Origin of the sequence: Shewanella sp. KT0246 (assembly GCF_019654955.1) — a bacterium.
GTDB classification, from domain to species: domain Bacteria; phylum Pseudomonadota; class Gammaproteobacteria; order Enterobacterales; family Shewanellaceae; genus Shewanella; species Shewanella goraebulensis.
Window position 1 is genome coordinate 1 of record NZ_BPEV01000007.1, and the last position, 22,362, is coordinate 22,362.

Consider the following 22,362-nt stretch of genomic DNA (forward strand, 5'->3'; position numbering starts at 1 on the left):
AGATAATTGCTTGAAATTATTTGAGTTAAACTCAAACCAAGCCTATCTAAACATTTGATATTGTTAATAAAGGATTTTTAGATGGGTTTTAAGTTAACGGTAAAGTGGCAAGCAGATCATTTTGAGCATACTGCGCCAGAGTTTAACCGAGATCATCAAATAGAGTTTGGTACCGGCCAAGTAATTAATGCTTCTTCTGCCCCAGAGTTCAAAGGCAACGAGGCAAAGGTGAATCCAGAAGAGAGTTTATTAGCAGCACTATCTTCATGTCATATGTTAACGTTTTTAGCGATAGCACATTTAAAGCGGCTAACCGTCACCAGTTATACTGACAATGCTGTAGCCGAATTAGGCAAGAATGAATCCGGCAAACTCGCCGTCACTAAAATGAGCTTAAACCCACAAGTGATATTTGCCGATGGCGTGGAAGTTAGCCAAGAAGTCCTTCAAAAAATACACGATAAAGCCCATGCAAATTGTTTTATCGCAAATAGCATCAACTCTGAAGTAGAGATTAATCTTTAATTCTAAACAGATACGCTATTGAGCGATTAAATAACACTAAAAAAGCCACTCAATGAGTGGCTTTTTTGTCTCTAATTTTACCGTCTTGAATTAGAACGCAATAAATAATTAACCTACTGCTGAGGATTATGATGGCTCAAGTCAGCAAACATTTTATTGTGCTCATTTTTAATCATAGCCCACATCACTAAGCCGAAAATAAACCCTGCTGGTGGATAGATCATTAATGCTTGAGTAAAAGAGTTTATAAGTTGAGTATTCATAACAAAATGATCGATAAGATAGATAAAAAAGGCGGTAGAAATCCCCCACCCCAAAACGCCATGTACTATGACAAATCGCCACTTTCCAGCATTAATTAATGTCTCAAGTTTTGCTTGTTTTGTATAACTGAAGTCACTCATATCACTCACATCCATCCTTAGATCTGATTTAAAAACTATTCACTCATTTGGCTTACCTGCCATAATTAGCATTTAAACTACCTAATAAACAAACACCTGTCGATTACTTTTTGTACACAAAATAATCAAGTTTAGATAAAAAGCCGCTAACGCGATTACTCGATAGCGGCTTTAAAACTCAAGCGGAGATTATAATTAGTTCGGCAAAATATCCGCTGCAGCCCCACTTGTTGGGATCGGTTGTGCCTTTAAGGGTAAAATAGGCGTTTGAATCATTTCATCTTTAAGGTAACTAATCGCTTTATTAAGCTGAGCATCCACACCGTTAAACGTGGCATGAGGTAAGTTATCAATCTCAATATCAGGTGTTACGCCAAAACCTTCGATAATCCAACGGCCATCCATTGCATACTGAGGAAATTCAGCCACCCGTGCCATCCCTTTATCGGTGAGGCGGTTTCGACCTGTTAACCACACTCCTGCACCCGCAGTTTGCTTACCAATAACTGGCGCAATTCCAAGTGCTTTTATGCCTGCAGAAAAGGTTTCGCCATCTGAATATGTCATTTGGTCGGCTAACACCACTAAGTGACCTCTAAAGGTTTGCTGCATATTGGCATTGGCTGAGCCAGTTGTTGGTTGCCAAAATGCCCAAGCGCGGCGCAGTAGCTTTTCAATAATCCAGCTATCAATATTACCACCTCGGTTACGGCGAACATCAATGATCAAACCCGCTTTGTCATAATTGGTATAGAACTCACGTGCAAAGCTTTCTATATCGCCAGAACCCATTGCATACAGGTGTAAGTAACCCATTTCTCCGTTGCTGGCCTCAGCAACTTTATTGGCATTATTATTCACCCAGTCTAAATAACGTAATTTGGCATCCGTTGCGTTTTCGTGCGGAACCACAATCGTGCTATGACTGTTTTTGCCACGTTTGATATCAAGTAACACCTGCTTTTTAGCTTGATTTCTAAGACCTTGAGTCACTTCTGCAATATTTGTCACCGGCTTGCCGTTAATGGCTAGAATAATATCGCCTACCTTTGCATCCACTTCAATCCGCGCTAATGGCGACGCTTGACTTGGAAGTTCTGGATCGTTTTGATAAATATGACTAATCACAATCCCTTTTGAAGTTTGTGATAACCTAGCGCCTAAACTTGCCCCAGCAGCAGTGTCATTTTTAGCAATATCGCCTCCTCTAACCTGCGAATGGAGCGCATCTAGCTCACCCATCATTTGCTTGAATATGTCATTCAGTTCATTTCTATCAGTCAGCCTTGCGAGTAAAGGCTGGTACTTTTTCTTAATTTCAGCCCAGTTCTTACCCCGCATATTTTTGTCGTAAAATGAATCACGATGCATTAACCAGGCATCTTCAAATATCTGTTGCCACTCTTGCATTGGCGAAATCGCTAATTGCCATTGTGCGGTATCGACTTTGGTATTTTTAAGCTCCGCTGGCAGTTTATCGCCAACTGCAACAATATGAAGTTCGCTAGGATTTGACTGTTTAGTAATGAGTAGTTTTTCGCCATCTGCTGACACCTTGTAAGCAGCTATATCAGCGCCAAACTCGTTCAACTCAGGAGATAAATGATCAAACTTAACCAATTTCAAACTGGTTTTATTGGCCTGAGTATCCAGTAAATAGAATTTATCTTTTAGCACGGTTAATTGATCATAATTACCTGATGCAATTGGAACTTGCCAAAGTCTCTGATTAATCCCTTGCCAATCAATTCTAATTTTTTTAGTGGCAAAATCTGTGTCATCAGATTGTTCAGCCAATTGACTTACATTAAGCTCTGTTGGTTTCACAAATGGAAAAACCGCTTTTTCCTTAAGCGCAATAGCAAAAACTTGAGTCCTTTTATCGAATATCGGCCCCATATTTCTGTCTCCCCAAGGAGAACCTGGCGTGGCATCAAAATGACGATTTGATAAAAAATACAGCCATTGGCCATCAGGGCTAAAGCTTGGTGAGAAAGATTCATACTTGTCACTGGTGAGGGATTTTGACTTCTCTTCTGACAAAGAATACAGCACGATTTGCGGGCGCTGCTTACCGACCTCAGCTTTAGTGACTGCGATGAATTGACTGTTAGCAGACCAGACGATATTAGGGTATTCGCCAAGTCCTTCACCATTAGTGATAATCTTTTGGTTTTTGCCTTTCTTTAAATCTAATAGCCACACATTGCCATCATAATCATCATGGGCGATATAACGCCCATCAGGAGATAAATGTAAGCTGGTGCGTAAACTAGTGCCATCTTTGGTTAATTGTTTAGCCCCTTCGGTTCCATCGGCTGGAAACTGCCATATTTCTTGATGGCCAGAAGCATCACTGATGCCATATACCCATTTTTCATCAATGCTTAAAATACCATCTCGGATACGCGACTCTGCAGGACTTTGGATCTGGACTAAACGTCGACCATCATGGCTTGCTATCGCCACATGGCTTCGAGCTGTAATGACCGCCTTGTCACCTGTAGCAGCAAACTCTACTGACGTTGCGTATTCCATTGGGTCGTTAACCCAGTGTTCACGTCGATGAGGGAAATCAGATGTCAGATTAATATCGAGAGTTGACGAATCAGCCGCTGCAATATCAAACACTTTTAAATCTGCGCCATGCTGAAAAATAACGCGGCCTTGATTTAACGTCGCATCGCGAACTTGCCACTCGTCAAACTGGGTGTGTTGCTTGATGTCAGTCCCATTAAGTTGCATCGACCAAATATTATCATTACCTGATTGGTCACTGACAAAGTACAACCTATCTTGCCAAAGCATGGGCTGTCTTACTGAACCTTCGTGAGATGTCGTTAACTTTTGCGCTTCATTATTACTACCAAGTTCAAAACGCCAAATTTCACCTAAAGCGCCACCGCGATAAACCTTGGCGTTATCGCCACTGGCTTGCAGACCAAATTGGGTAAAATAGACATATCTACCTTGCTCATCAATCGTGCCTTCGATGGCATCAGCTAAGGGTAAATTGGTGATGACTAACGAGGTTGGGTTTACGGTTTTAAGCACCCAGTAGTTTGCAGGGCCATGGGCATTGTCGGTTGAATAAAGGACTTCACCTGATGCCGTCCAACCTTGAAGACGGACTCGACTATTTTCAAAACTTACCCGTTTGGCAACGCCACCGTCTATTGGCATAACATAAACTTCTGTCGCGCCTTCGTAATTAGCAGTATACGCTATCCATTGACCATCTTTAGATATCGCAGCATCTAACTCTTCCGCCGCTTGTGTGGTAATACGCTTGGCATTGGTTTGATTTAACTGGCTGGCCCATAGGTCACCTTCGGCAGTAAATACCACAGTTTGATCATGTAATGCAGGCGCGCGGTAATAACCTTGATTATCGATATTCTGCGCAAAAGCTGATGTACTACTCAAGCCTAATGCCAATAAACAAGCAGTAACAGAGTGACGAAGTTTCATAGCCAGAAAAGTCCTTGTAAATATTATTATTTTCAAGGACTCAAATTAGCAAATTAATTGCAACTTAGCAGTATCAATTGCTCTTTAAAGGCCAATTTAATGACAAGAAATTGTAACTAAATGAGCGTTAGAATACCTAAAAGCCCTTTCTCTATAAAAAGGGCTCTCTAATTTTAGAAGCCGTTAACATCATTAGACAAAAACAAGCATTACTGAGTGGTTAATAGCTGCTTTAACTCAGCATATTGTTTATGTTGTGGGTGCGTTGGATTAACAATATCAGGAAAACGCTGCTCGATAGTGAGCATATAGCGCTCTGCCTCTACATAGTCTTTGTTTTTTACCAATTCATTAAGCCTACCTATCGCCTTAGTTGCTGAGTCATTTTGCATAACTGGGGCTGTCAAAGACTGTTGTTCTTTCGATGCAAACTCTTCAATAACTTGTAATTCGGCTTGGTTCATTTCAATACCAGCACGCTCGTTATTAATCGCATTATCGTTAGGTATTTGCATATCAAATGCTTGTACTTTTGCCTGAGTTTGATCTTTAGTTTGTGCTTGTGAAGCAAGTTGTTGAGCCGATTTAGGTTGGGTACTGTTAGTGAGCGTTTGCTCCTGCTTAATAACGTCAACTGTGTTGCTTGGCTCATTAGTAGATTGATTACTACTCTGAATACTTGGTTGAATATCTAGCTGTGCACTTGACTGAGTGCTTGGCTGTTCATTAGAAAGCGGCCCACTGCGCATCATTGCAGGTGTTGGGGTAGGTACAGCAGTGTCTGCCATGACTGGCACACTATCATCAAGTTCAGTTTTAGCATGTTGGCTAAAATCAGGGTTAAGTAACATAACAGATACGATTAGCATCACAGACGCTGCGCTTGATAAAGGTAAGCGATGCTTTTTCCAAAAGCTTATGGGCACAACATTGGTATGTAATTGCTCGGTTTTATCCCCGCCAGCACCTTTAACGGCTTTGGCTTGCAATAAAATCGCCGCATCTATCGCAGCTGATGGTCTTTCAAGATCTTGCTGCTGATATAAAGCTTTAATGTCTTGTTGCAATGCATTAAATGCTTCGTCGGTCATGTTGACAGCATCTGTTTGCGCCCCAGACTGAGGCTTATCATTATCACTCATGAGTCACCCCTTGCCATTTGGTTGCAACACATTGCTTAATGCTTTGATAAGCATAACGAATACGGCTTTTTGTGGCTTCTAATGTCACATCAGCAATATCACTGATGGCAGCAGCTGTAAGTCCTAATTCAATATTGAGTAGAAAAGCTTCTTTTTGCACTGCAGGCAAATTGGCAATACATGATTTAAGTAACTTGGCTTTTTGCACATCTTCGAGTTGTTCATCTGGGCGACCGTGTGCGTGTTCATTTGTGATATTGGCATCAAAATTATCCATACCCTCATCTCCCAACTCTTCGACTTTATCTAAAGGCTTTACAGCTCTAACATGGTCTATGAGTAGGTTATGGGCGATGCGATATAACCAAGTGGTGAATTTGGCTGTCACTTGATAATTGCCAGCAGCGTTAATCACTTTGCCCCATGTATCTTGATATAAGTCTTCAGCAAGCGGATGATTACTTAATTGGCGCACAAAATAGCGATACAAGGGACCTTTATGTTTGCTGTATAACAACTCAAAAGCACTTGTATCACCTTGTTGATAGTTCAACATTAATTGCTCATCTGACATGCTTGAAGCTGTCATCGCATTGTTACTTAACTCTGTCTCAGTCACTCAGGCTACCTTGGGTTAAACACTCGTTTATGTGCTGTTTTAATTGCATTAAACCAGTGTGCCCAGCGCAGGTGTTATTGTCTACTAAATATGTTTATTTACCGGTTTAGGTTGAGGAATTGGCACAACAGGTACGATTAATTGCTGTTTACCTTCAGGAAGTTGGCCAATCGGTTTGGTTTTTATTGGCTGCGGCATTGGATAAGGCTCTTGCTTGTGCACTGGTGTTCCAGTTCTTTGACCTGAAGCATCATTTGCTTTAGTTGCTGCAATAACTGCCGCTGATTTAGCCAGTGCAATAAATTCTGAACGCATCGCGTCAAGGCTCCCTTCGGTTGCTTCGATGGCAATCTCAATTAATTTGTTGTAATTAAAGTCATGGACATAATTATTCTGATTAATCAGTTGTCCCAAACCTGCAACAGCGGCTGCGAACTTAAAATCATCACTCGATTGCTCAAAAAACTTTTGTTGCTGACCTATATCAATCGGATATTGATAAATAAATTGCTGTTCTGAGCTTGAACGCCCATCAGATAACGAAATAACTGCAAGATCTTTGGCACTGTATCTGGCATGTATTGAGTTGTTGGCTGGCTGAACGTTTTTAGTTGTTGCATATTCAGCTTTTTCATTAAATCTGAGCTCATATAAAGCAATATATTGACGCGAATTACCGACAGTGACTTGTCTTTTACGTGACGAAGTTTGATAAGCATTTTCAAACCCAATTAAGCGGTACTCTGACACCAATCGTGGGTTAAACTTAACTTTAGCTCGCAACCAATTAAAACCAAGTGCCGCTTTGTCACTTGCATCTTTTGTAAGCTCAACATTCACTAACAGTATTTGAGTACCTTGATTGTAAGGTGATGGAGCAAGTTCTGTCGCAATGGCATAGTTAGTTGAAACCGCTGCAGTATTATAAAACTGATAATCAAAGCGATTGAGTAATTGATGGCTATTAATGCTATTACGTTGTGGTAAATCATCATGACTCACGGCTTGCTGCAACGCATTATAATCGGCTTGACTCGATACAAAGCTGAATTGCGAGACAGGCGTTTCTCCAGTCACCATATTCCCGCCATGACCACTGATGACAAGATCCCCTTGGTAATAACCAGGTTTTACCGGTGGATAAAGTGGTTTTTTCGGAAAAGACAATGGCTCAGGAGGAATGGCTTGCACACGTTTTGCTCCTTCAGTAGCAGGAACTGTTTGGGTTTCAAGTTGGCTTTGTTCAAAGGAGTCAATGTCTGCAGCGTTAACAAATGTGCAAGCCCCAATAACTAGGGTAAATAACCCGAGATAAAGTGGATGTTGAATTCCATTTTTAGTTTGCTTTGTCATGTTTAACCTCATTACCAAGTCGTTGATTGATATCAACCTTATTAGTAATAACGTAAACAGAGCCCAAAAGGGTTATTTATTTTCGAAATGTTTCACCTAGGGCAATTTAACTCACCCATTGCAGTTAAGCATGAATCCATACACTGTTAGCTTAACTCTATACCCCATATTGAAGTTGTACGTATTATCTCAAGTTAAACAGTGTTTCTAACTCAGGTATTAAAATGGATTTTTCTGCTTCACCGAAGAAATCATCATGCATCCGAATAAACGCTTCTTGAAAGCTTTGTTGACTCATCACATGGTCTATTTCAGCAATAACTTTGTCACCTTTAGCTCCTTTTGAGCAAGCAATATAACCATAAATAGCCTGTTCAACATGACGAATGGGAATTGAAACATAATCAAGAGTCTTGTCGTTGTCCCGCAAGTAAGCATCAACGACTTCGCTATATTCAATAATTCCTAAAACCCGTTGTGCATTTAACATTTCAATGAGTTTGCTTGAAGAACTTACACCACCTCGGACATAAAACTCATGGGGATTTTTCGCGATTTGGTTGTCGATATATTCACCATAAGCCCTGTCTTTCACTACACCTATTTCTCCTTGGGTATTTTCAGGTAATTGGGCTAAATCCAACTGATTAGCAAAAATATGCTGGTTTTTAGTCAATACAATCAAACGTAATGGTGGATAAATGCTGATGGGATAACGGGAAAAGGTCGCTACATCGAGTCGCGCAGGTGTTTTTATTTTATTGAACATGCAACTATTTTGTTGTTTAGACAATTCTAACCAACCACGGGTCATACTCACTTGCTGTTGCTCAAATGTCAGCTGATTATCGCTAAACTCCGTTAATAGCGAAATTGCTTCCATCTCCTCATTACCGGAAATAGACACAATATTTTCATCAACCTCAGTCAACATAACCGCACGCACTTCGGCATAAGCAGGTTGATTTAACAAAATAAAAATAATTGAAATGTAAAAAACTAGTCCCTTAGTCTTTAACCTTTGGAATGACATAGATTGCCTCCGAGTTTAAAGCCTATGCACCTAACATTAGAGGAGACTTTTAGCATTCGCAATCAGAAACTGAGTTTCAGCCGCACAAAACACTGAAAAGCAGCCAAAATAAAGCCAACATGATATTATCTAGCCCCTTTTTTATAGCGGGGTATTTCCCTGATATAAACCCTGTACCCTACACAGGGAAGAAGTATAAATAACCTAATAATATAAGTGTGTTAAGGAGTTATCATGCAAGCCCTTGTTGCCGTAGTAATGGGATCTAAGAGTGATTGGCCGACCATGGAAGCCGCCGCAGAAATTATGGACAAGCTTCAGGTGCCGTATCATGTTGAAGTTGTCTCAGCACATCGCACTCCTGACAAACTAATGGACTTTGCTAGCACAGCAGCAAATAAAGGCTATAAAGTCATTATCGGTGGCGCTGGTGGCGCAGCACATTTACCGGGTATGATCGCATCAAAAACCCGCTTACCAGTACTAGGTGTTCCAGTTCAAAGTAAGGCCCTTTCAGGTATGGATAGTCTACTTTCAATTGTTCAAATGCCTAAAGGTATTGCCGTTGGAACATTAGCCATTGGCACCGCTGGCGCATTTAACGCAGGTTTATTAGCCAGCCAAATTTTGGCTGTGACAGATGCTGAACTTGCAAGTCGTTTGGATGCGTTCCGCGAAGATCAAACTAATACTATTCTTGAAAATCCAGATCCGAGGGAAGCTTAATGCCTCAGCAAGATCTTAAGCAATCCGCTAAACAGCATAATGTCTGGGTTTTAGGTGATGGCCAATTGGGGGCAATGCTTTCTCATGCAGGTCAACCTCTAGCAATTAATGTTCGTCCTGTTGATATCATGACCCCATCTGATGAGCGCTTACCACTCAAAGATACCGATGTGATTACAGCTGAGCGTGAGCAATGGCCAGAATCAAACTTGAGTTTACAACTCAGCGAGCACCCGCACTTTATTAATGGCCCTGTGTTTGGTCGCCTAGCTGATCGTTTTACTCAAAAAAGTTTATTAGATGAGTTATCTGTACCAACTTCTCCTTGGGAGTTAGTTGATGACAATACTCAAACTGGCGCCTTACATCAGCAATACGGTGATCGAGTATTACTAAAGCGCCGCACTGGTGGCTACGATGGTAAAGGCCAGCATTGGCTTAAGCAGGCTGAAGCAACAGAAATCCCTGCTGATTGGCGAAATGAAGCAATTGCAGAACAAGCGATTAACTTTGATGAAGAAGTCTCTATTGTTGGTGTCAGAACCAAAACTGGTGAATGTGTTTTTTACCCGCTAACGCTTAATTTACATCAAGATGGTATTTTAATGGCCTCTATTGCGCCATTAGCCCGTCTAGAACATCTACAAGCCCAAGCTGAAGCCATGCTTACTTGTGTAATGGATGAGCTTGAATATGTTGGTGTGATGGCGATGGAGTGCTTTAGAGTCGGTGAAGACTTATTGGTAAACGAGTTAGCACCACGGGTACATAACTCTGGTCATTGGACTCAATCAGGTTGTCACATTAACCAGTTTGAATTACACCTTCGTGCACTTTGTGGATTACCTATCCATAAGCCACAAGTTAACTTCCAGTGTGTGATGGTAAATTTAATCGGTGTCGATAAAGATGACCGCTGGTTAAGCCTGACTAACGCAGAGTTATTTTGGTACAACAAAGAAGTACGCGTCGGTCGTAAAGTCGGTCATTTAAACCTTTCTGCTCACAGTAAAGACATGGTCAATGACAGTATTGGTCAACTGCAACAATGGATGCCAACGCAATATCAAGCACCATTAGCGTGGATTTTAGAAGAGTTTAATGACTAACTCTCTTGATTATCATTACTGATTAATTATAAAAAAGGAGCCATCGGCTCCTTTTTTGATCATGTTAAATACAACAATCCTTCACACAAACGCCTAAGCAACAAGAAGCACTCCTAGATACATACCCTTGTCAGCACTTGCTCAAGATTTTCAGAACTGGCTTTTTGCTGCTGCGCTCTATCAGAAATCGCTTTTAGATTAAGTTGAACCTCATGGCTTAAGCGTGAGATTTCTATTGCACGATTATTGATACTGCCAGTTGATGTTTGCTGACCTTGAATACTATAGGTCATGTTACCTGCGACACTATCAAGCTGTTGGAATGCGATGCCGATATCTGTAAATGCTTGATTCACTCGCTGACATTGCTGCAAGCTTTCTTGGGTAACACGCTGGCTTTCACCAATCGCACTCACCGCATTACCTGCTTTAGCTTGTAATTCTAATACGATTGATTGGATTTCTACCGTAGACTCTTGAGTGCGGTGGGCAAGCGCACGTACTTCATCAGCAACTACCGCAAAACCTCGACCTTGTTCACCAGCTCGAGCGGCTTCAATAGCCGCATTCAGCGCTAACAAGTTTGTTTGCTCTGCAATACTTTTAATCACTTCAAGAACATTACCGATTTTCTGACTGTCGATATTCAGCAAGTCTAAATCAGACACCATACTCTCAATACCATCAGCAAAAGTCGTCATTGAACTTTGGTTATTTTGGGCATCAACAGTCCCTTGTTCTAGTCGCTCTTTAACCTGAACAGAAGTCGACTTTAACTCATCGGCATTGTTAGAAAGCTCATCAGCAGTGTGCACAATTTCAGACAGAGATGTCGTAATGTGTTCATTCTCATCTGTACTTTTATTCACTGAAGATTCTGCTGCCTCCATTTGTGATGCGAGCTCATAAGAGCCAGTTCGCACATTATTTGCGTCAGTGCGAATATTATCGATAACAGATTTTAAATCCTCAATAAAATCACTGAGGTTATTAGTAATAGCCGCAATTTGATCATCATTGCTGTCTTTTAATGGCTTATCTGGCGCAGTTTCAGTGCTTATCACTAGACTTAAATAATCGCCTAATTTATTCAATCTTTGCTGTATCTGTTGCTTAAACAGATACACACCGACGATGAGTTGAGCCACACCTAAGCTGATGAGCATACATACAATTTGAGTCTTTGATATTGGTTCTGGCAAAAATAGGGTTACAACAACAGCCAGCAGCACTAACGAAAGCAACGGTAAAAGTAACTTCGTCTGCAATTTATTATCATTATAATTTTGCATATAGAGTTCCGAGAATAATTTTATTATATGAACATAATCGTTCTTATTATTTGAGAGACATACAAATTCTTTGGTCAATTACCAAGCGAAAAGCATAATTAACACAATAGCTACATTTGTTATCGGAAGCAGCTGAGGAAAGTTTAGATTTATTGTGGGTTTAAGTTGAAATTATCACATAAAAAAGCCCCGATATGACGGGGCTGATTTAAAAGGTTAACTTACCCGAAGAATAAGCGCCATAGCCATGATGAATCTAAATCCTCTTTACAGGTTCGGTACTGAGCTGCATAGGTTTTAGAACGCGCATCTACGCGGTTTGCCACAGGAACTAACCAAGCTTTAGCTTTATAGGAGCCGCGTTTATACCCGCCCCAACCTTCGTGATAATTCAAATATTGATTTTTAGCATCCCATTTTGAAACGCCATTAATTTTATGGGTTTTATAAATGAACCAGCCCATAAAGTCCATCGCATCGTCAAAGTTACTTCGGCTCGACCAAGAGTTCCCCGTTTCACGCACGTAGTCGTCCCATGTCATGGTTTTGGCTTGCGCATATCCATAAGCATCACTTGCGCGCCCTGTAGGAATAAATCCTAAAAAGTACTCCATTGGCGGTGCAGCATTATGTTTAAAGGAGCTTTCTTGATACATCATAGCTAATGGGACATGCACTGGCACCCCCCATTTATCACGGGTATTTACCGCAGCTTTGTACCAAGAACGGTTCTCTTGGAATATAGAACATAAGTTATCAGGTTCTTTGGGTGGTGGCGTTGCACAACCTGCAAGTTGCAGAAGAATAACGGTGCTAAAAGCACGGAAAAACCACTTCATAAAAACCCTTATAAACAAATTAAATCAATTGAATGCATATTCAATATATTGGATCGATTTTCACATCTATAGAATGTAGATGCAATCGAGATTGGCATAAAATTAGCTTTTGCGCTTATTGATTAATAAGGCGACTCATCTAAGGGGGAAAATGACACTATTTTGTAAAAAGAGTAATAAATATATGAGGTAAACATCAACAGATGAATAATGCATTTGAAGGTTAGAAAAGAAAAGCTTACAAAAAGTTACTCCATTGGGTTAGCAAAGGCGCACTCATGAAACTCTTGTTTCCATACAACAGGCAGCCAGTAGTCAGTATTTAGACCGCTGTAAACTTTATCTTGTTTAAACTCTGCAGCTAAATGGTAACGCTGTTCACGTTCAACTTCCACCGTGATAGTTTTAGTTTGCCTTGCGGCTAGTTTAACCTTGAGATCAGCTGACTCAATTAATTCTGCAACAGTAAACTCATGACTACCAGCAGCTAATTTGTAATAAGGGCGAGAAATCACTGGTTTGCCATCAAGGTGGGTGACAACAACACGATATAAGCTGTCTGCTGTCGGCGGCGTAATATAACTCGCTACCGAGCCACAGGTAAACTCATCTTCGTTTGATGTTGCGCAGCTTTGCAGCAGCACAACGGTTGTTAAAGTTAGTGCAATCTTTACTGTTAAAAACGCAGCTTTGTTCATTGGTTTACGGCAGCAGGTTCAGCTAAATCAGCAAAATAATCCGCTAGAAACTCGTCAAAACTAACGGTAACTTGCGCTTCAACATCTTGCTGTTGCTGTAGTGATAGCTTGGCTTCGGCTTCATAACTAGCCGTCGCAGTTTCTGAAAGAGGATAATTTGCTAGGTATTGGTGGTATTGCTGAGATAACTGCTTCACCCACACACCATGATCAATACCTTGATTAACTACATCTTCAAGCACGCGACCCGATAACGTTTTACTTGGATCACTAATTGCTTCATGCCATTGCGTCAGTGCATCTTGATATTGGCTACCCTCACCATCAAGCAGTTTTGCAATACGGCTCATTGGTTCGAAAATATCATTAAGCCATTCACTTAATGCTACTTTTTCCCCATTACGGCTAAGCTCAAGACCAGGCTTACGACCTTCGGCAACAACCGCTTTAAGATTAGTTGCTATTTCAGCCTCAGCTAAATCATCCGTTTTTTCAGACGATAAGAGTAAGCAGTACAGCAAAAATAAATCGAGGAACTTAACCTGACTCGCATCAATGCCGATAGGGCTATATGGATTAACATCTAATGCACGCACTTCGATATATTCAACCCCAGCTCTTGCTAGCGCCTCAGATGGTTTTTCACCTGATTTAGCTACTCGTTTAGCACGGATAGGCGAGTAAAACTCATTTTCAATTTGCAGCACATTGCTATTAAGCTGACGATATTCGCCGTCAACTTTTACACCAATTTCAGCAAAACTTGCTGAAGGCATTCTAATAGCTTCCCCCACACCAGTTAAGTATTCAGGTAATGAATTGTAACTGATATTAAGTTGTTCTTGCTCTTTGTTGGTATAACCTAAATCACTCATACGAAGTGATGTTGCATATGGAAGGTATAAGGTACCTTTACCAGTTTTCTTAAAGTCAAAACCGACATCTTGGCCTTTCACAAACGAGCTACATAACGCAGGAGATGAGCCAAAGAAATACGGCAACACCCATACAAGGCGTCGATAATTACGGATCATGCCAAAGTAAGATTCTGAAATAAAATCTTGTCGAGATAAGCTTTTATCGCTGTTCTCATACAAGGTATCCCATAATTGTTCTGAAACCGAAAAATTAAAGTGCACACCTGCAATGATTTGCATTAGTGGACCGTATCGATGGGTTAAGCCTTTACGATATAGGGTTTTCATCTTGCCGTTATTTGAGCTGCCATAACGCGCAATTGGGATATCTTTTTCATCGCCGACATAACACGGCATACTGACAGGCCATAGCGACTGACCGTTCATGTTTTTTACACTGTAGGCGTGAGTTTTAGTCAGGCCTTCTAATAAGGTATCAATATTAGTATTTACAGGGGTTATGAACTCAAGCAATGACTCACTGTAATCAGTGGTAATACGAGAATGAGTTAATGCAGAGCCTAGCTTTTCTGGATGACCATCTTTTGCTAATTGACCAGAATCATCGATACGTAATGCTTCACGCTCAATGCCGCGTTGCATACCAAGTAAAGAATCACGGCCTTCGCCGTTAGAAAGAAGATTGATTATTTCATTGAATGAATTCAATTTGCTGTTCTCTTATTGTTGCTCGTATTCGTCGCACTCATTCGCGACATTCAAACTGCTAGACCCGATATTAAACGACATTATTTCTCAGATTGCATAAATAAATACAATTAATGAGCAAATTTACGTTTCATCACTTAACAAATATCTCTGAATAAAGGTCATTTAACATACGTCAAATAAAGAAAAAACGGTAACATTGATATTGTCACCGTTATTCATATGTCTTTATTGTATCAGACCCTATAAAGCCTATATAGGGTCGATAGTTTCAAATGCAATAGCTAAGCTTATTTAATCTCTTTAATAGGATAGCCTAATGCTTCTAGTTTTGGATAAATCGCTTTTTTATCACCCACAATTACCATGATCATTTCAGATAATTTAAGCTGTTCTGCCGCTAACTTATTTAACTCAGCCGCAGTTATATTTTCCACTATCTCAGCTTGCTGATCGGTAAAATCATCGGCCAATTGGTAGCGTTGGATAATACGCATAAAGCCAGCTTTTTGATAAGGCGTTTCATAATCTAGCGCCTTACCTTGAGAAATAGAACTGCGCATAAAGGCCAACTCTTTTTCCGTCATGCCTTCTTTCTGAAAGTGCTCTATTTCATTGACAAACTCAGTAACTGACTCAGCAGTAACATCACTTCTAACACTTGCAGATGCTTCAAAACGCCCGGTTAAATCATTACCATTAAACCCTGTACGTGCGCCATAGGTGTAGCCTTTATCTTCACGAAGGTTCAGATTTATGCGACTGTTAAACGCACCGCCCAATGGGTAATTCATTAAGAACGATTTGAAATATTCACCAGTTGCATCATATGGCAGAGCACGTTTACCAATTTTTATCACAGACTGAGCCGCATCAGGTTTATCAATGATATAAATGGTGCCACCAGCAAGTTCAGGCAGTGCAGGTAACGTCATTGAATCATTGGCTTTTCCTTGCCATTGTTCAAAAACAGATAACGACGGCATAATCTCTTTTTGGTTCAAATCTGACACCACGACCATTTGCGCATTACCTGCTTTATATTGCTGCTGATAAAACTGTTTAACGTCATCAAGTGTTAGCGCAGATACAGTTTCAAGTGTCCCGCCTGCATTAGCGCTTAAATGGCTGTCATCACCATAAAGTAAGCTTGAAAAACCGCGGCTGGCTAAATAGTTAGGATCTGACTCTTGATGCTGTAAGCCCTGAATTTCTTGCTGCTTTAAACGCTCAAAGTCAGCCTCAACAAACCCTGGGGTAAATAGCTTTTCTTGTAAAATAGCTAAAGTAGGGGTTAGGTTTTCCGTTAAGCTAGATACTTGAATAAAGCTTTGGGTCGCTGAAGCACCAAATGAGATACTACTGCCTAGCATTTCAAGTGCTCCCGCTAATTCTTCAGTGGAACGTTTTTCACTTGATTCATTTAACATTGACGCAGTAATTGACGCTAAGCCAGCTTTATCCATTTCAGGTAATCGGTTACCGCCTTCAAGATAAATTAATAACGCAACGGTAGGCGTTTCATCACTTTCAGTGCCCATGACCTCAATGCCGTTATCTAATTTTGCAGTCCACAATTCTGGTACTTTAAGTACTGGCGCTTCACCGACTTTAGGCATCACACTGCGATCAAAACTTGAGGTGATTTGACGAACATTCTCAGTACCTGTTACAGCCGTTTCAGCAATAGGTAACATGGTCGGGGTGAAGTTATCTGGCTTGGCAATTAATTGCTGGGCACCTTCTGGTACAACGCTCATCACCACCATAGGCTTGTTTTTGATGTAAGTGTTAAATACACGCATTACATCTTCTTTGGTGACATTAGCATAACGCTCAAGGTCACGTGCAATCATGTTCGGGTCATCAAAGAAGGTTTGGTTGTAAGCCAGTGTCGACACCTTACCCTTAACGCTTTGCATACCGTAAATAGTATCAGATTCAAATTGTACTTTTACTTTTTGTAAATCATCATCAGTCACCCCACGCAGCTCAAACTCAGCAATTGAATCATTCATTTTTTGCTCAAGATCGGCAAGGTTTGCCCCGCTAGCTGGGTTTGCTAACGCATATAAAGTTAACCGGCACGACAACTCTTGGCACGGATGCCCAACAGACGCTTGTACAGCAAAGCCATCTTTGACTAAGTTTTTATAAAACAGTGAGGTTTTGCCACCACCTAAAATGTTGGCCAACAAGTCCAACGCTGCTTCATCTTCGTGACGTGCATACACTGTTGGAAATCCCATATAGATAAGCGGTAAATGCACTTTATCTTCCATAGAGATATAACGAGATTTATCTAAAACTACTGGCGTTTTAGGATCAGCTTTCACTTCAGGCCCGCGCGCTAACTCACCAAAATACTTATTCACCATCGCAAGGGTTTGTACTTCATCAAAGTCGCCACCTATGGTCAACGTCGCATTATTAGGACCATACCAACGCTTAAAGAAGTTTCTAACATCATCAACGGTTGCACGTTCTAAATCTTCAGGCCAACCAATTACAGGCCAAGAATATGGGTGCCCTGCTGGGAACATAGCCTGATTAAAACGCTCATTTAAGCGGCCATAAGGTTGATTATCAATTCGTTGTGCTCGTTCATTTTTAACCGTTTCACGTTGGACTTCGAATTTTTCACTCGTCAGAGCAGGAAGTAAGAAGCCCATACGATCTGACTCTAACCACAACATTTTTTCTAACTGGTTGCTGGGTACGGTTTCAAAGTAGTTCGTACGATCGGTATTAGTGGTGCCGTTGAGCGTGCCACCCGCTTCGGTGATGACTTTGAAATGCTGTTCGTCGCCGACATTTTGTGAGCCTTGGAACATCATGTGTTCGAATAAATGAGCAAAACCACTGCGGCCAGCAACTTCACGGGCTGATCCCACATGGTAGGTGACATCGACATGCACTAATGGATCGGAGCTATCTTGATGCAAAATGACCGTTAGGCCATTCTCAAGTTGGTATTTTTTATAAGGGATGCCTATCGCATCTGATACTTGAACGGTTTCAAGTAATGTGATGCCTTCAGGTAATGCTGATGTCGTTGTCACTTCATGGGCACAACCACTAATAGCGATAGAAACTGCCGCTGCCAAGATCCATTTTTTCACTTTATTCTCCTTGAATAAAAGCTCAATGAGGTTTGTTAGATTGATGTCTGACAACACAGCCTGAATAGGGGTTCAATTTTAAATTCCCCATTGATTCAACCGCTGAAAAAAACCTCATTAAACATTGCGTTTTTTATTATTGACGACACCTTTCAATATCATGATTTCATTTTTACCACGCCCATATAAAGGCCGCTACTATTAAAGAGTATCGAATTGTTTTACCAATCAGAATCATAATGGTTGATGGCACTATGGGTAGTTTTAACCAACCTGCAATTAAACACAAAATATCACCTATTAATGGCAGCCAAGAAAGTAATAATGCCCAGTAACCATATTTTTCGATTAATTTTAATCCATGTTGGTATTTTTTAGAGGCAAAGTCGTCAGGTGTCTTAGCAAAGCGGCCCAAATAGCCTAAATAGTAACTCGTAACAGCCCCTAACGAGTTACCTACGCTGGCCACCACTAACAAAGACAACCAAGTTTCGGGGGCATCTGTTAATAAGGCCACAAGTAAAACTTCTGAACCTCCAGGTAACAAAGTTGCCGCTAAAAAAGCCCCACTAAACATTAACCATAACGCAGTCATTCACTTTACCCAATGATATCTATAGAGTTTTAAACACTTTAAACAAGCAACTCGACAAAGTTAGCAAGTTGTTGAATTTTAAAGTGCATTTAACATATTATGTAAATGATATAAGTTATATCAAAAACGGTTTGTTCCATCTTGGAACACTCAATACAATTCGAAAATTGTTCAGCTAAAGACTGTAGTTAAGCAATATTAAAATAAGCTGAACATCATGTTGCTTATCGGCGTATTGCTACTTTCTTACAAACAAATCAACAATGACTATCAATGGCCTTTATGTGTGATTGTGTTAGGTTATTGAAATAATAATCCCCTTGCTTACTTTAAAGAGCAAGTATAATAAATAGTTGGAATTGAAATGATTTTTCAAACCTTGAAACGTATTCCTTTTTGGCAAAAAGTGCTGGCAGGTTTTGGGCTCGGTATATTAGCGGGTATCGCCCTTGGCGATAGTGCCGTAATGCTTAAGCCTCTTGGCGACTTGTTCATTAGTGCCATTAAAATGCTGGTTGCGCCTTTGGTATTTTGTGCCATCGTTGTCAGTATCACTTCTTTAGGTACCCAAGCTAACCTCAAACGACTCAGCTTAAAAACCTTGGGGCTATTTATGCTAACAGGCACAGCAGCATCATTTATTGGGCTTGCTATTGGTAGCTCATTTGATATGGGCGGCAGTATCGAACTGGCCACATCTGAAGTCCGTGACCGTGATATCCCAGGCTTTGCCCAAGTACTACTTAACATGATCCCAGAAAACCCATTTGCGTCATTAGCTGAAGGCAAAGTATTACAGATCATCGTATTTGCAGCTTTAGTGGGTATTGCAATTAACGCTGTTGGTGAAAAAGCAGCACCGTTAAAAAACACCATTAGCGCCGGCGCTGAAGTGATGTTCGAATTAACGCGCATGGTATTAAAGCTCACTCCAATCGGTGTCTTTGGTTTAATGGCATGGGTTGTAGGTGAATATGGTTTATCGACGTTATTGCCACTAGGTAAGTTCATTTTAGCGATTTACGTTGCAGCCTTAATCCATATTATTTTTGTTTATGGCGGATTAATAAAGTTTGTGGCGAAATTAAGTCCTGTGCAGTTTTTCCGTAAAGCGATGCCTGCTCAGTTAGTGGCTTTCAGTACCGCTTCAAGCTTTGGCACATTACCAGCGAGCAGCAAATGTACTGAATCAATGGGCGTATCGAAACGTTATAGCGCATTTGTTTTGCCACTCGGCGCAACCATGAATATGGACGGTTGTGGTGGTATTTACCCAGCGATTGCCGCTATCTTTATTGCCCAAATCTACGGTATCCCGTTAGATATGACTGATTACATGTTAATTGCAGTGACTGCAACGGTGGCATCTGTTGGTACAGCAGGCGTTCCTGGTAGTGCAATGGTGATGTTAACTGTGACATTAGGCGTTGTAGGCTTACCACTAGAAGGTATTGCTTTCATTGCCGCTATTGACCGCGTGATTGACATGATCCGCACAGCAACCAATGTGACGGGTGATATGATGACTGCTGTTGTAATTGGTAAAAGCGAAGGTCAGTTTGATGAAGCGCAATTCAATTCAAATGATAAAGTGATCGAGCAAGCCGCTTAACCGATAAAGCGCAGTTAAGATTTAACTAAAAATGGCAGATGAAATCATCTGCCATTTTTATTAGCTAGAACTAAAACTTAGCATTGGCCCATAACCACACTTTATCCGTATCCACTTTACCCGCAGCAACATCGCCAGCAGAGTAAGACGCATACTTAACACCTAATGTGTAGTGGTCATACACAGGTACACTAAATACAGCATTAACCTCTGAACCTAAATCATCGACATTGTCGCTCGATTCATCAGCATCAAATTCATGATATGCCACAGCCCACTTACCACCTAACACTTTACCGCCAATAGAGGCATACAAATCAGCTAAACCTTGACTCGGCGTGGTTAAAAACTGATCCGTCCAACCATTAAAACCATGTAATGTAGCCAGCGGGGTCGAGAAACCATAGTCGCCATCATCTGAACCCAGCAATTCATATCCCACTTTAAAGGTAACTGCTGACAGCCCTATTCCCCCCTCAAGGCTCATGTAATCAGCGGAATAAGACTGATCAGCGTTATCTGAGTCCTGAGTTGCATATTCTGCGGAGTACAAAACCTTAATATCGGCTATATCAGTACTACCAGCAAAACGAAGACCATATGTGTCCAAGCCGTTTTCAATGTCATTATCTACTTCAAGTAAATAACCGTAACCACTTAAGGTACCGAAACCTGTTTTAAGTGAAGCATTAATCAAGTTATCTTTTGAATCGACATCTTTTTCTTCAGCAAAGATACGATTACGTTGAGTGATGTAGCCGTAATCAATTTTGAAAACATCATTGAACTGATACTCAAGCATGACGCCATCAAAGGTTTGTCTGTCTTGACGCCAACCCACATGACCAACGAAGCGCTGGTTATCAAAGGTAATCACTTGACGACCGCCCTTAACACTAAAGCCCTTAAAATTGTATTTAAGGAATAATTGGTCAAGCTCAGTGGTTTCAGGATCCGCAATTACAGAGTAATCAGGGTTTTTACCTAAGGTATCGTTGTAATCATCAACGCCTGCAACAACACGTGAATCTTCAAATTCAACTAGTGATGAAAAGCCATAGTAATCAGCTGTGGCGTAAGTCAGTCGAGTTCGTAATGTAAATGCATCTGCGTCCTTAAGCGCATTGTCTTGCTCTACCATTTCGTAACGAAGGTTCATGTCTAAGTTAACTTTACCTTCGGTTACCGCTTCAGCAATACTATTCGCTTCAGCAGCATGTACGTTTGTGGTTGTTACCAGTGCTATCGATACTGGTACCAGCACACTTAATGCTGGTTTAGCCCACTTGTTTGTAAAACACATTTCCTTAATAAAGGCTGCAAGTTGAGTCTTCTTCATCATATTTCCCTTTGTTTTTAAAACAAGTCCATCACAAAAATCTTAGCTTACTTTGGCAGTTTCACTACTGCTAATTGATGATTTGCTAATATTAATATTCTCAACTTTACGTTGTTTCTCATACAAGAACTTCAATACCTCAGCTCTTAGACGGTTATATTCTTTGTCCTCAGCCAATGCTAACCGTGCTCTTGGACGTGGCAAGTTAACCTCTAAAATCTCACCGACTGTTGCTGCTGGGCCATTTGTCATCATCACAATTTTATCTGACAACAACACCGCTTCATCAACATCATGGGTGATCATAATGACGGTGTTGTTCAACTCATTCTGGATCTCCATCAAGGAGTCCTGCATATGGGCTCGTGTTAACGCATCGAGAGCACCAAATGGTTCATCCATCAATAACACATCAGGCTGCATCGCTAATGCACGTGCAATACCTACACGCTGCTTCATGCCGCCAGAAATTTCACTAGGACGTTTATGCATCGCATGATCCATGTGCACTAACTTAAGGTTATGCTCAATCCATTGCTTCATTTCAGCTTTGTTCATTTTTTTCTGAAACACCTGCTTAACCGCTAACTCCACATTTTGATAAGCAGTTAACCATGGCAGCAACGAATGGTTTTGAAATACCACCGCTCGTTCAGGGCCTGGCTCGGTGACTTCAGTACTATTTAAAATCACCCCGCCTTTGGTCGCTTGATATAAACCCGCGACAATATTCAATACGGTTGATTTACCACAACCGGAGTGACCAATTAGTGAGACAAACTCACCTTTATTGATTTTAAGATTCACTTCCTTAAGCGCTTTAAATGGCCCACTTGGAGTGGGAAAATCCATATCAATGTTACTTATATCTAAAAAGGTGCTCATTTGACTGTCCTC

Annotated in this window: 18 protein-coding genes; 4 read left to right on the top strand and 14 right to left on the bottom strand. The window is 40.8% G+C overall.

The genetic code is table 11. From position 1 onward, the window contains the following. The first annotated feature begins 81 nt into the window (after window positions 1–81). The gene (locus K5Q58_RS04755; RefSeq protein WP_220752733.1) at window positions 82–525 is read left to right on the top strand and encodes an OsmC family protein; all 444 of its coding nucleotides are present in this window, start codon (window positions 82–84) and stop codon (window positions 523–525) included. A gap of 113 nt (window positions 526–638) precedes the next feature. On the opposite strand, the gene K5Q58_RS04760 is transcribed toward K5Q58_RS04755, so the two are convergent. The 6 genes from K5Q58_RS04760 to K5Q58_RS04785 form a co-directional block, all read right to left on the bottom strand. After that, entirely contained in the window at window positions 639–938 is a 300-nt protein-coding gene (locus tag K5Q58_RS04760) for a hypothetical protein (RefSeq protein ID WP_220752734.1), read from the bottom strand. 186 nt (window positions 939–1,124) lie between these two features. After that, window positions 1,125–4,400: a S41 family peptidase gene (locus K5Q58_RS04765; protein ID WP_220752735.1), complete on the bottom strand. Its 3,276-nt coding sequence runs from the start codon at window positions 4,398–4,400 to the stop codon at window positions 1,125–1,127. 209 nt (window positions 4,401–4,609) lie between these two features. Then, window positions 4,610–5,542 carry a hypothetical protein gene (locus K5Q58_RS04770; RefSeq protein WP_220752736.1) on the bottom strand — a complete coding sequence of 311 codons (933 nt, stop codon included), beginning with the start codon at window positions 5,540–5,542 and terminating at the stop codon, window positions 4,610–4,612. Further along, window positions 5,535–6,131 (bottom strand): sigma-70 family RNA polymerase sigma factor, encoded by a 597-nt coding sequence (locus tag K5Q58_RS04775; RefSeq protein ID WP_220752925.1) that lies wholly within the window; start codon window positions 6,129–6,131, stop codon window positions 5,535–5,537. The genes K5Q58_RS04770 and K5Q58_RS04775 overlap by 8 nt, the downstream gene beginning before the upstream one ends. Before the next feature lie 114 nt (window positions 6,132–6,245). Then, the gene (locus K5Q58_RS04780; protein WP_220752737.1) at window positions 6,246–7,514 is read right to left on the bottom strand and encodes a von Willebrand factor type A domain-containing protein; all 1,269 of its coding nucleotides are present in this window, start codon (window positions 7,512–7,514) and stop codon (window positions 6,246–6,248) included. A gap of 184 nt (window positions 7,515–7,698) precedes the next feature. After that, window positions 7,699–8,547 carry a hypothetical protein gene (locus K5Q58_RS04785; RefSeq protein WP_220752739.1) on the bottom strand — a complete coding sequence of 283 codons (849 nt, stop codon included), beginning with the start codon at window positions 8,545–8,547 and terminating at the stop codon, window positions 7,699–7,701. Between the two features lie 234 nt (window positions 8,548–8,781). On the opposite strand from K5Q58_RS04785, the gene purE reads away from it, so the two are divergent. Together purE and purK are read left to right on the top strand one after the other, a co-directional pair. Next, on the top strand, window positions 8,782–9,273 hold the full coding sequence (gene purE / locus K5Q58_RS04790) for a 5-(carboxyamino)imidazole ribonucleotide mutase (RefSeq protein ID WP_220752741.1): 492 nt from the start codon (window positions 8,782–8,784) through the stop codon (window positions 9,271–9,273). Then, the gene (purK, locus tag K5Q58_RS04795) at window positions 9,273–10,382 is read left to right on the top strand and encodes a 5-(carboxyamino)imidazole ribonucleotide synthase (RefSeq protein WP_220752742.1); all 1,110 of its coding nucleotides are present in this window, start codon (window positions 9,273–9,275) and stop codon (window positions 10,380–10,382) included. Before purE ends, purK begins: the two co-directional genes overlap by 1 nt. A 113-nt stretch (window positions 10,383–10,495) precedes the next feature. On the opposite strand, the gene K5Q58_RS04800 is transcribed toward purK, so the two are convergent. The 6 genes from K5Q58_RS04800 to K5Q58_RS04825 form a co-directional block, all read right to left on the bottom strand. After that, window positions 10,496–11,674 (bottom strand): methyl-accepting chemotaxis protein, encoded by a 1,179-nt coding sequence (locus K5Q58_RS04800; protein ID WP_220752743.1) that lies wholly within the window; start codon window positions 11,672–11,674, stop codon window positions 10,496–10,498. A gap of 221 nt (window positions 11,675–11,895) precedes the next feature. Beyond that, on the bottom strand, window positions 11,896–12,513 hold the full coding sequence (locus tag K5Q58_RS04805; RefSeq protein ID WP_220752744.1) for a hypothetical protein: 618 nt from the start codon (window positions 12,511–12,513) through the stop codon (window positions 11,896–11,898). Between the two features lie 248 nt (window positions 12,514–12,761). Next, on the bottom strand, window positions 12,762–13,211 hold the full coding sequence (locus K5Q58_RS04810) for a hypothetical protein (protein ID WP_220752745.1): 450 nt from the start codon (window positions 13,209–13,211) through the stop codon (window positions 12,762–12,764). Beyond that, a complete protein-coding gene (gene gshA / locus K5Q58_RS04815) occupies window positions 13,208–14,797 on the bottom strand; it encodes a glutamate--cysteine ligase (protein ID WP_259651238.1) in 1,590 nt (529 codons plus the stop codon). The genes K5Q58_RS04810 and gshA overlap by 4 nt, the downstream gene beginning before the upstream one ends. A 290-nt stretch (window positions 14,798–15,087) precedes the next feature. After that, window positions 15,088–17,919 carry a pitrilysin family protein gene (locus tag K5Q58_RS04820; RefSeq protein WP_220752747.1) on the bottom strand — a complete coding sequence of 944 codons (2,832 nt, stop codon included), beginning with the start codon at window positions 17,917–17,919 and terminating at the stop codon, window positions 15,088–15,090. Window positions 17,920–18,091: 172 nt separating this feature from the next. Beyond that, window positions 18,092–18,514 (bottom strand): YqaA family protein, encoded by a 423-nt coding sequence (locus K5Q58_RS04825; protein WP_220752748.1) that lies wholly within the window; start codon window positions 18,512–18,514, stop codon window positions 18,092–18,094. A gap of 364 nt (window positions 18,515–18,878) precedes the next feature. Between K5Q58_RS04825 and K5Q58_RS04830 the strand changes: the two genes are divergently transcribed. Beyond that, window positions 18,879–20,126 carry a dicarboxylate/amino acid:cation symporter gene (locus K5Q58_RS04830; protein ID WP_220752749.1) on the top strand — a complete coding sequence of 416 codons (1,248 nt, stop codon included), beginning with the start codon at window positions 18,879–18,881 and terminating at the stop codon, window positions 20,124–20,126. Between the two features lie 70 nt (window positions 20,127–20,196). Here K5Q58_RS04830 and K5Q58_RS04835 read toward each other — a convergent pair whose 3' ends face one another. Both K5Q58_RS04835 and K5Q58_RS04840 read right to left on the bottom strand, forming a co-directional pair. Beyond that, on the bottom strand, window positions 20,197–21,465 hold the full coding sequence (locus tag K5Q58_RS04835) for an alginate export family protein (protein WP_220752750.1): 1,269 nt from the start codon (window positions 21,463–21,465) through the stop codon (window positions 20,197–20,199). A 42-nt stretch (window positions 21,466–21,507) separates the two neighbouring features. Continuing rightward, the gene (locus K5Q58_RS04840; protein WP_220752751.1) at window positions 21,508–22,350 is read right to left on the bottom strand and encodes an ABC transporter ATP-binding protein; all 843 of its coding nucleotides are present in this window, start codon (window positions 22,348–22,350) and stop codon (window positions 21,508–21,510) included. Window positions 22,351–22,362 lie beyond the last annotated feature (12 nt).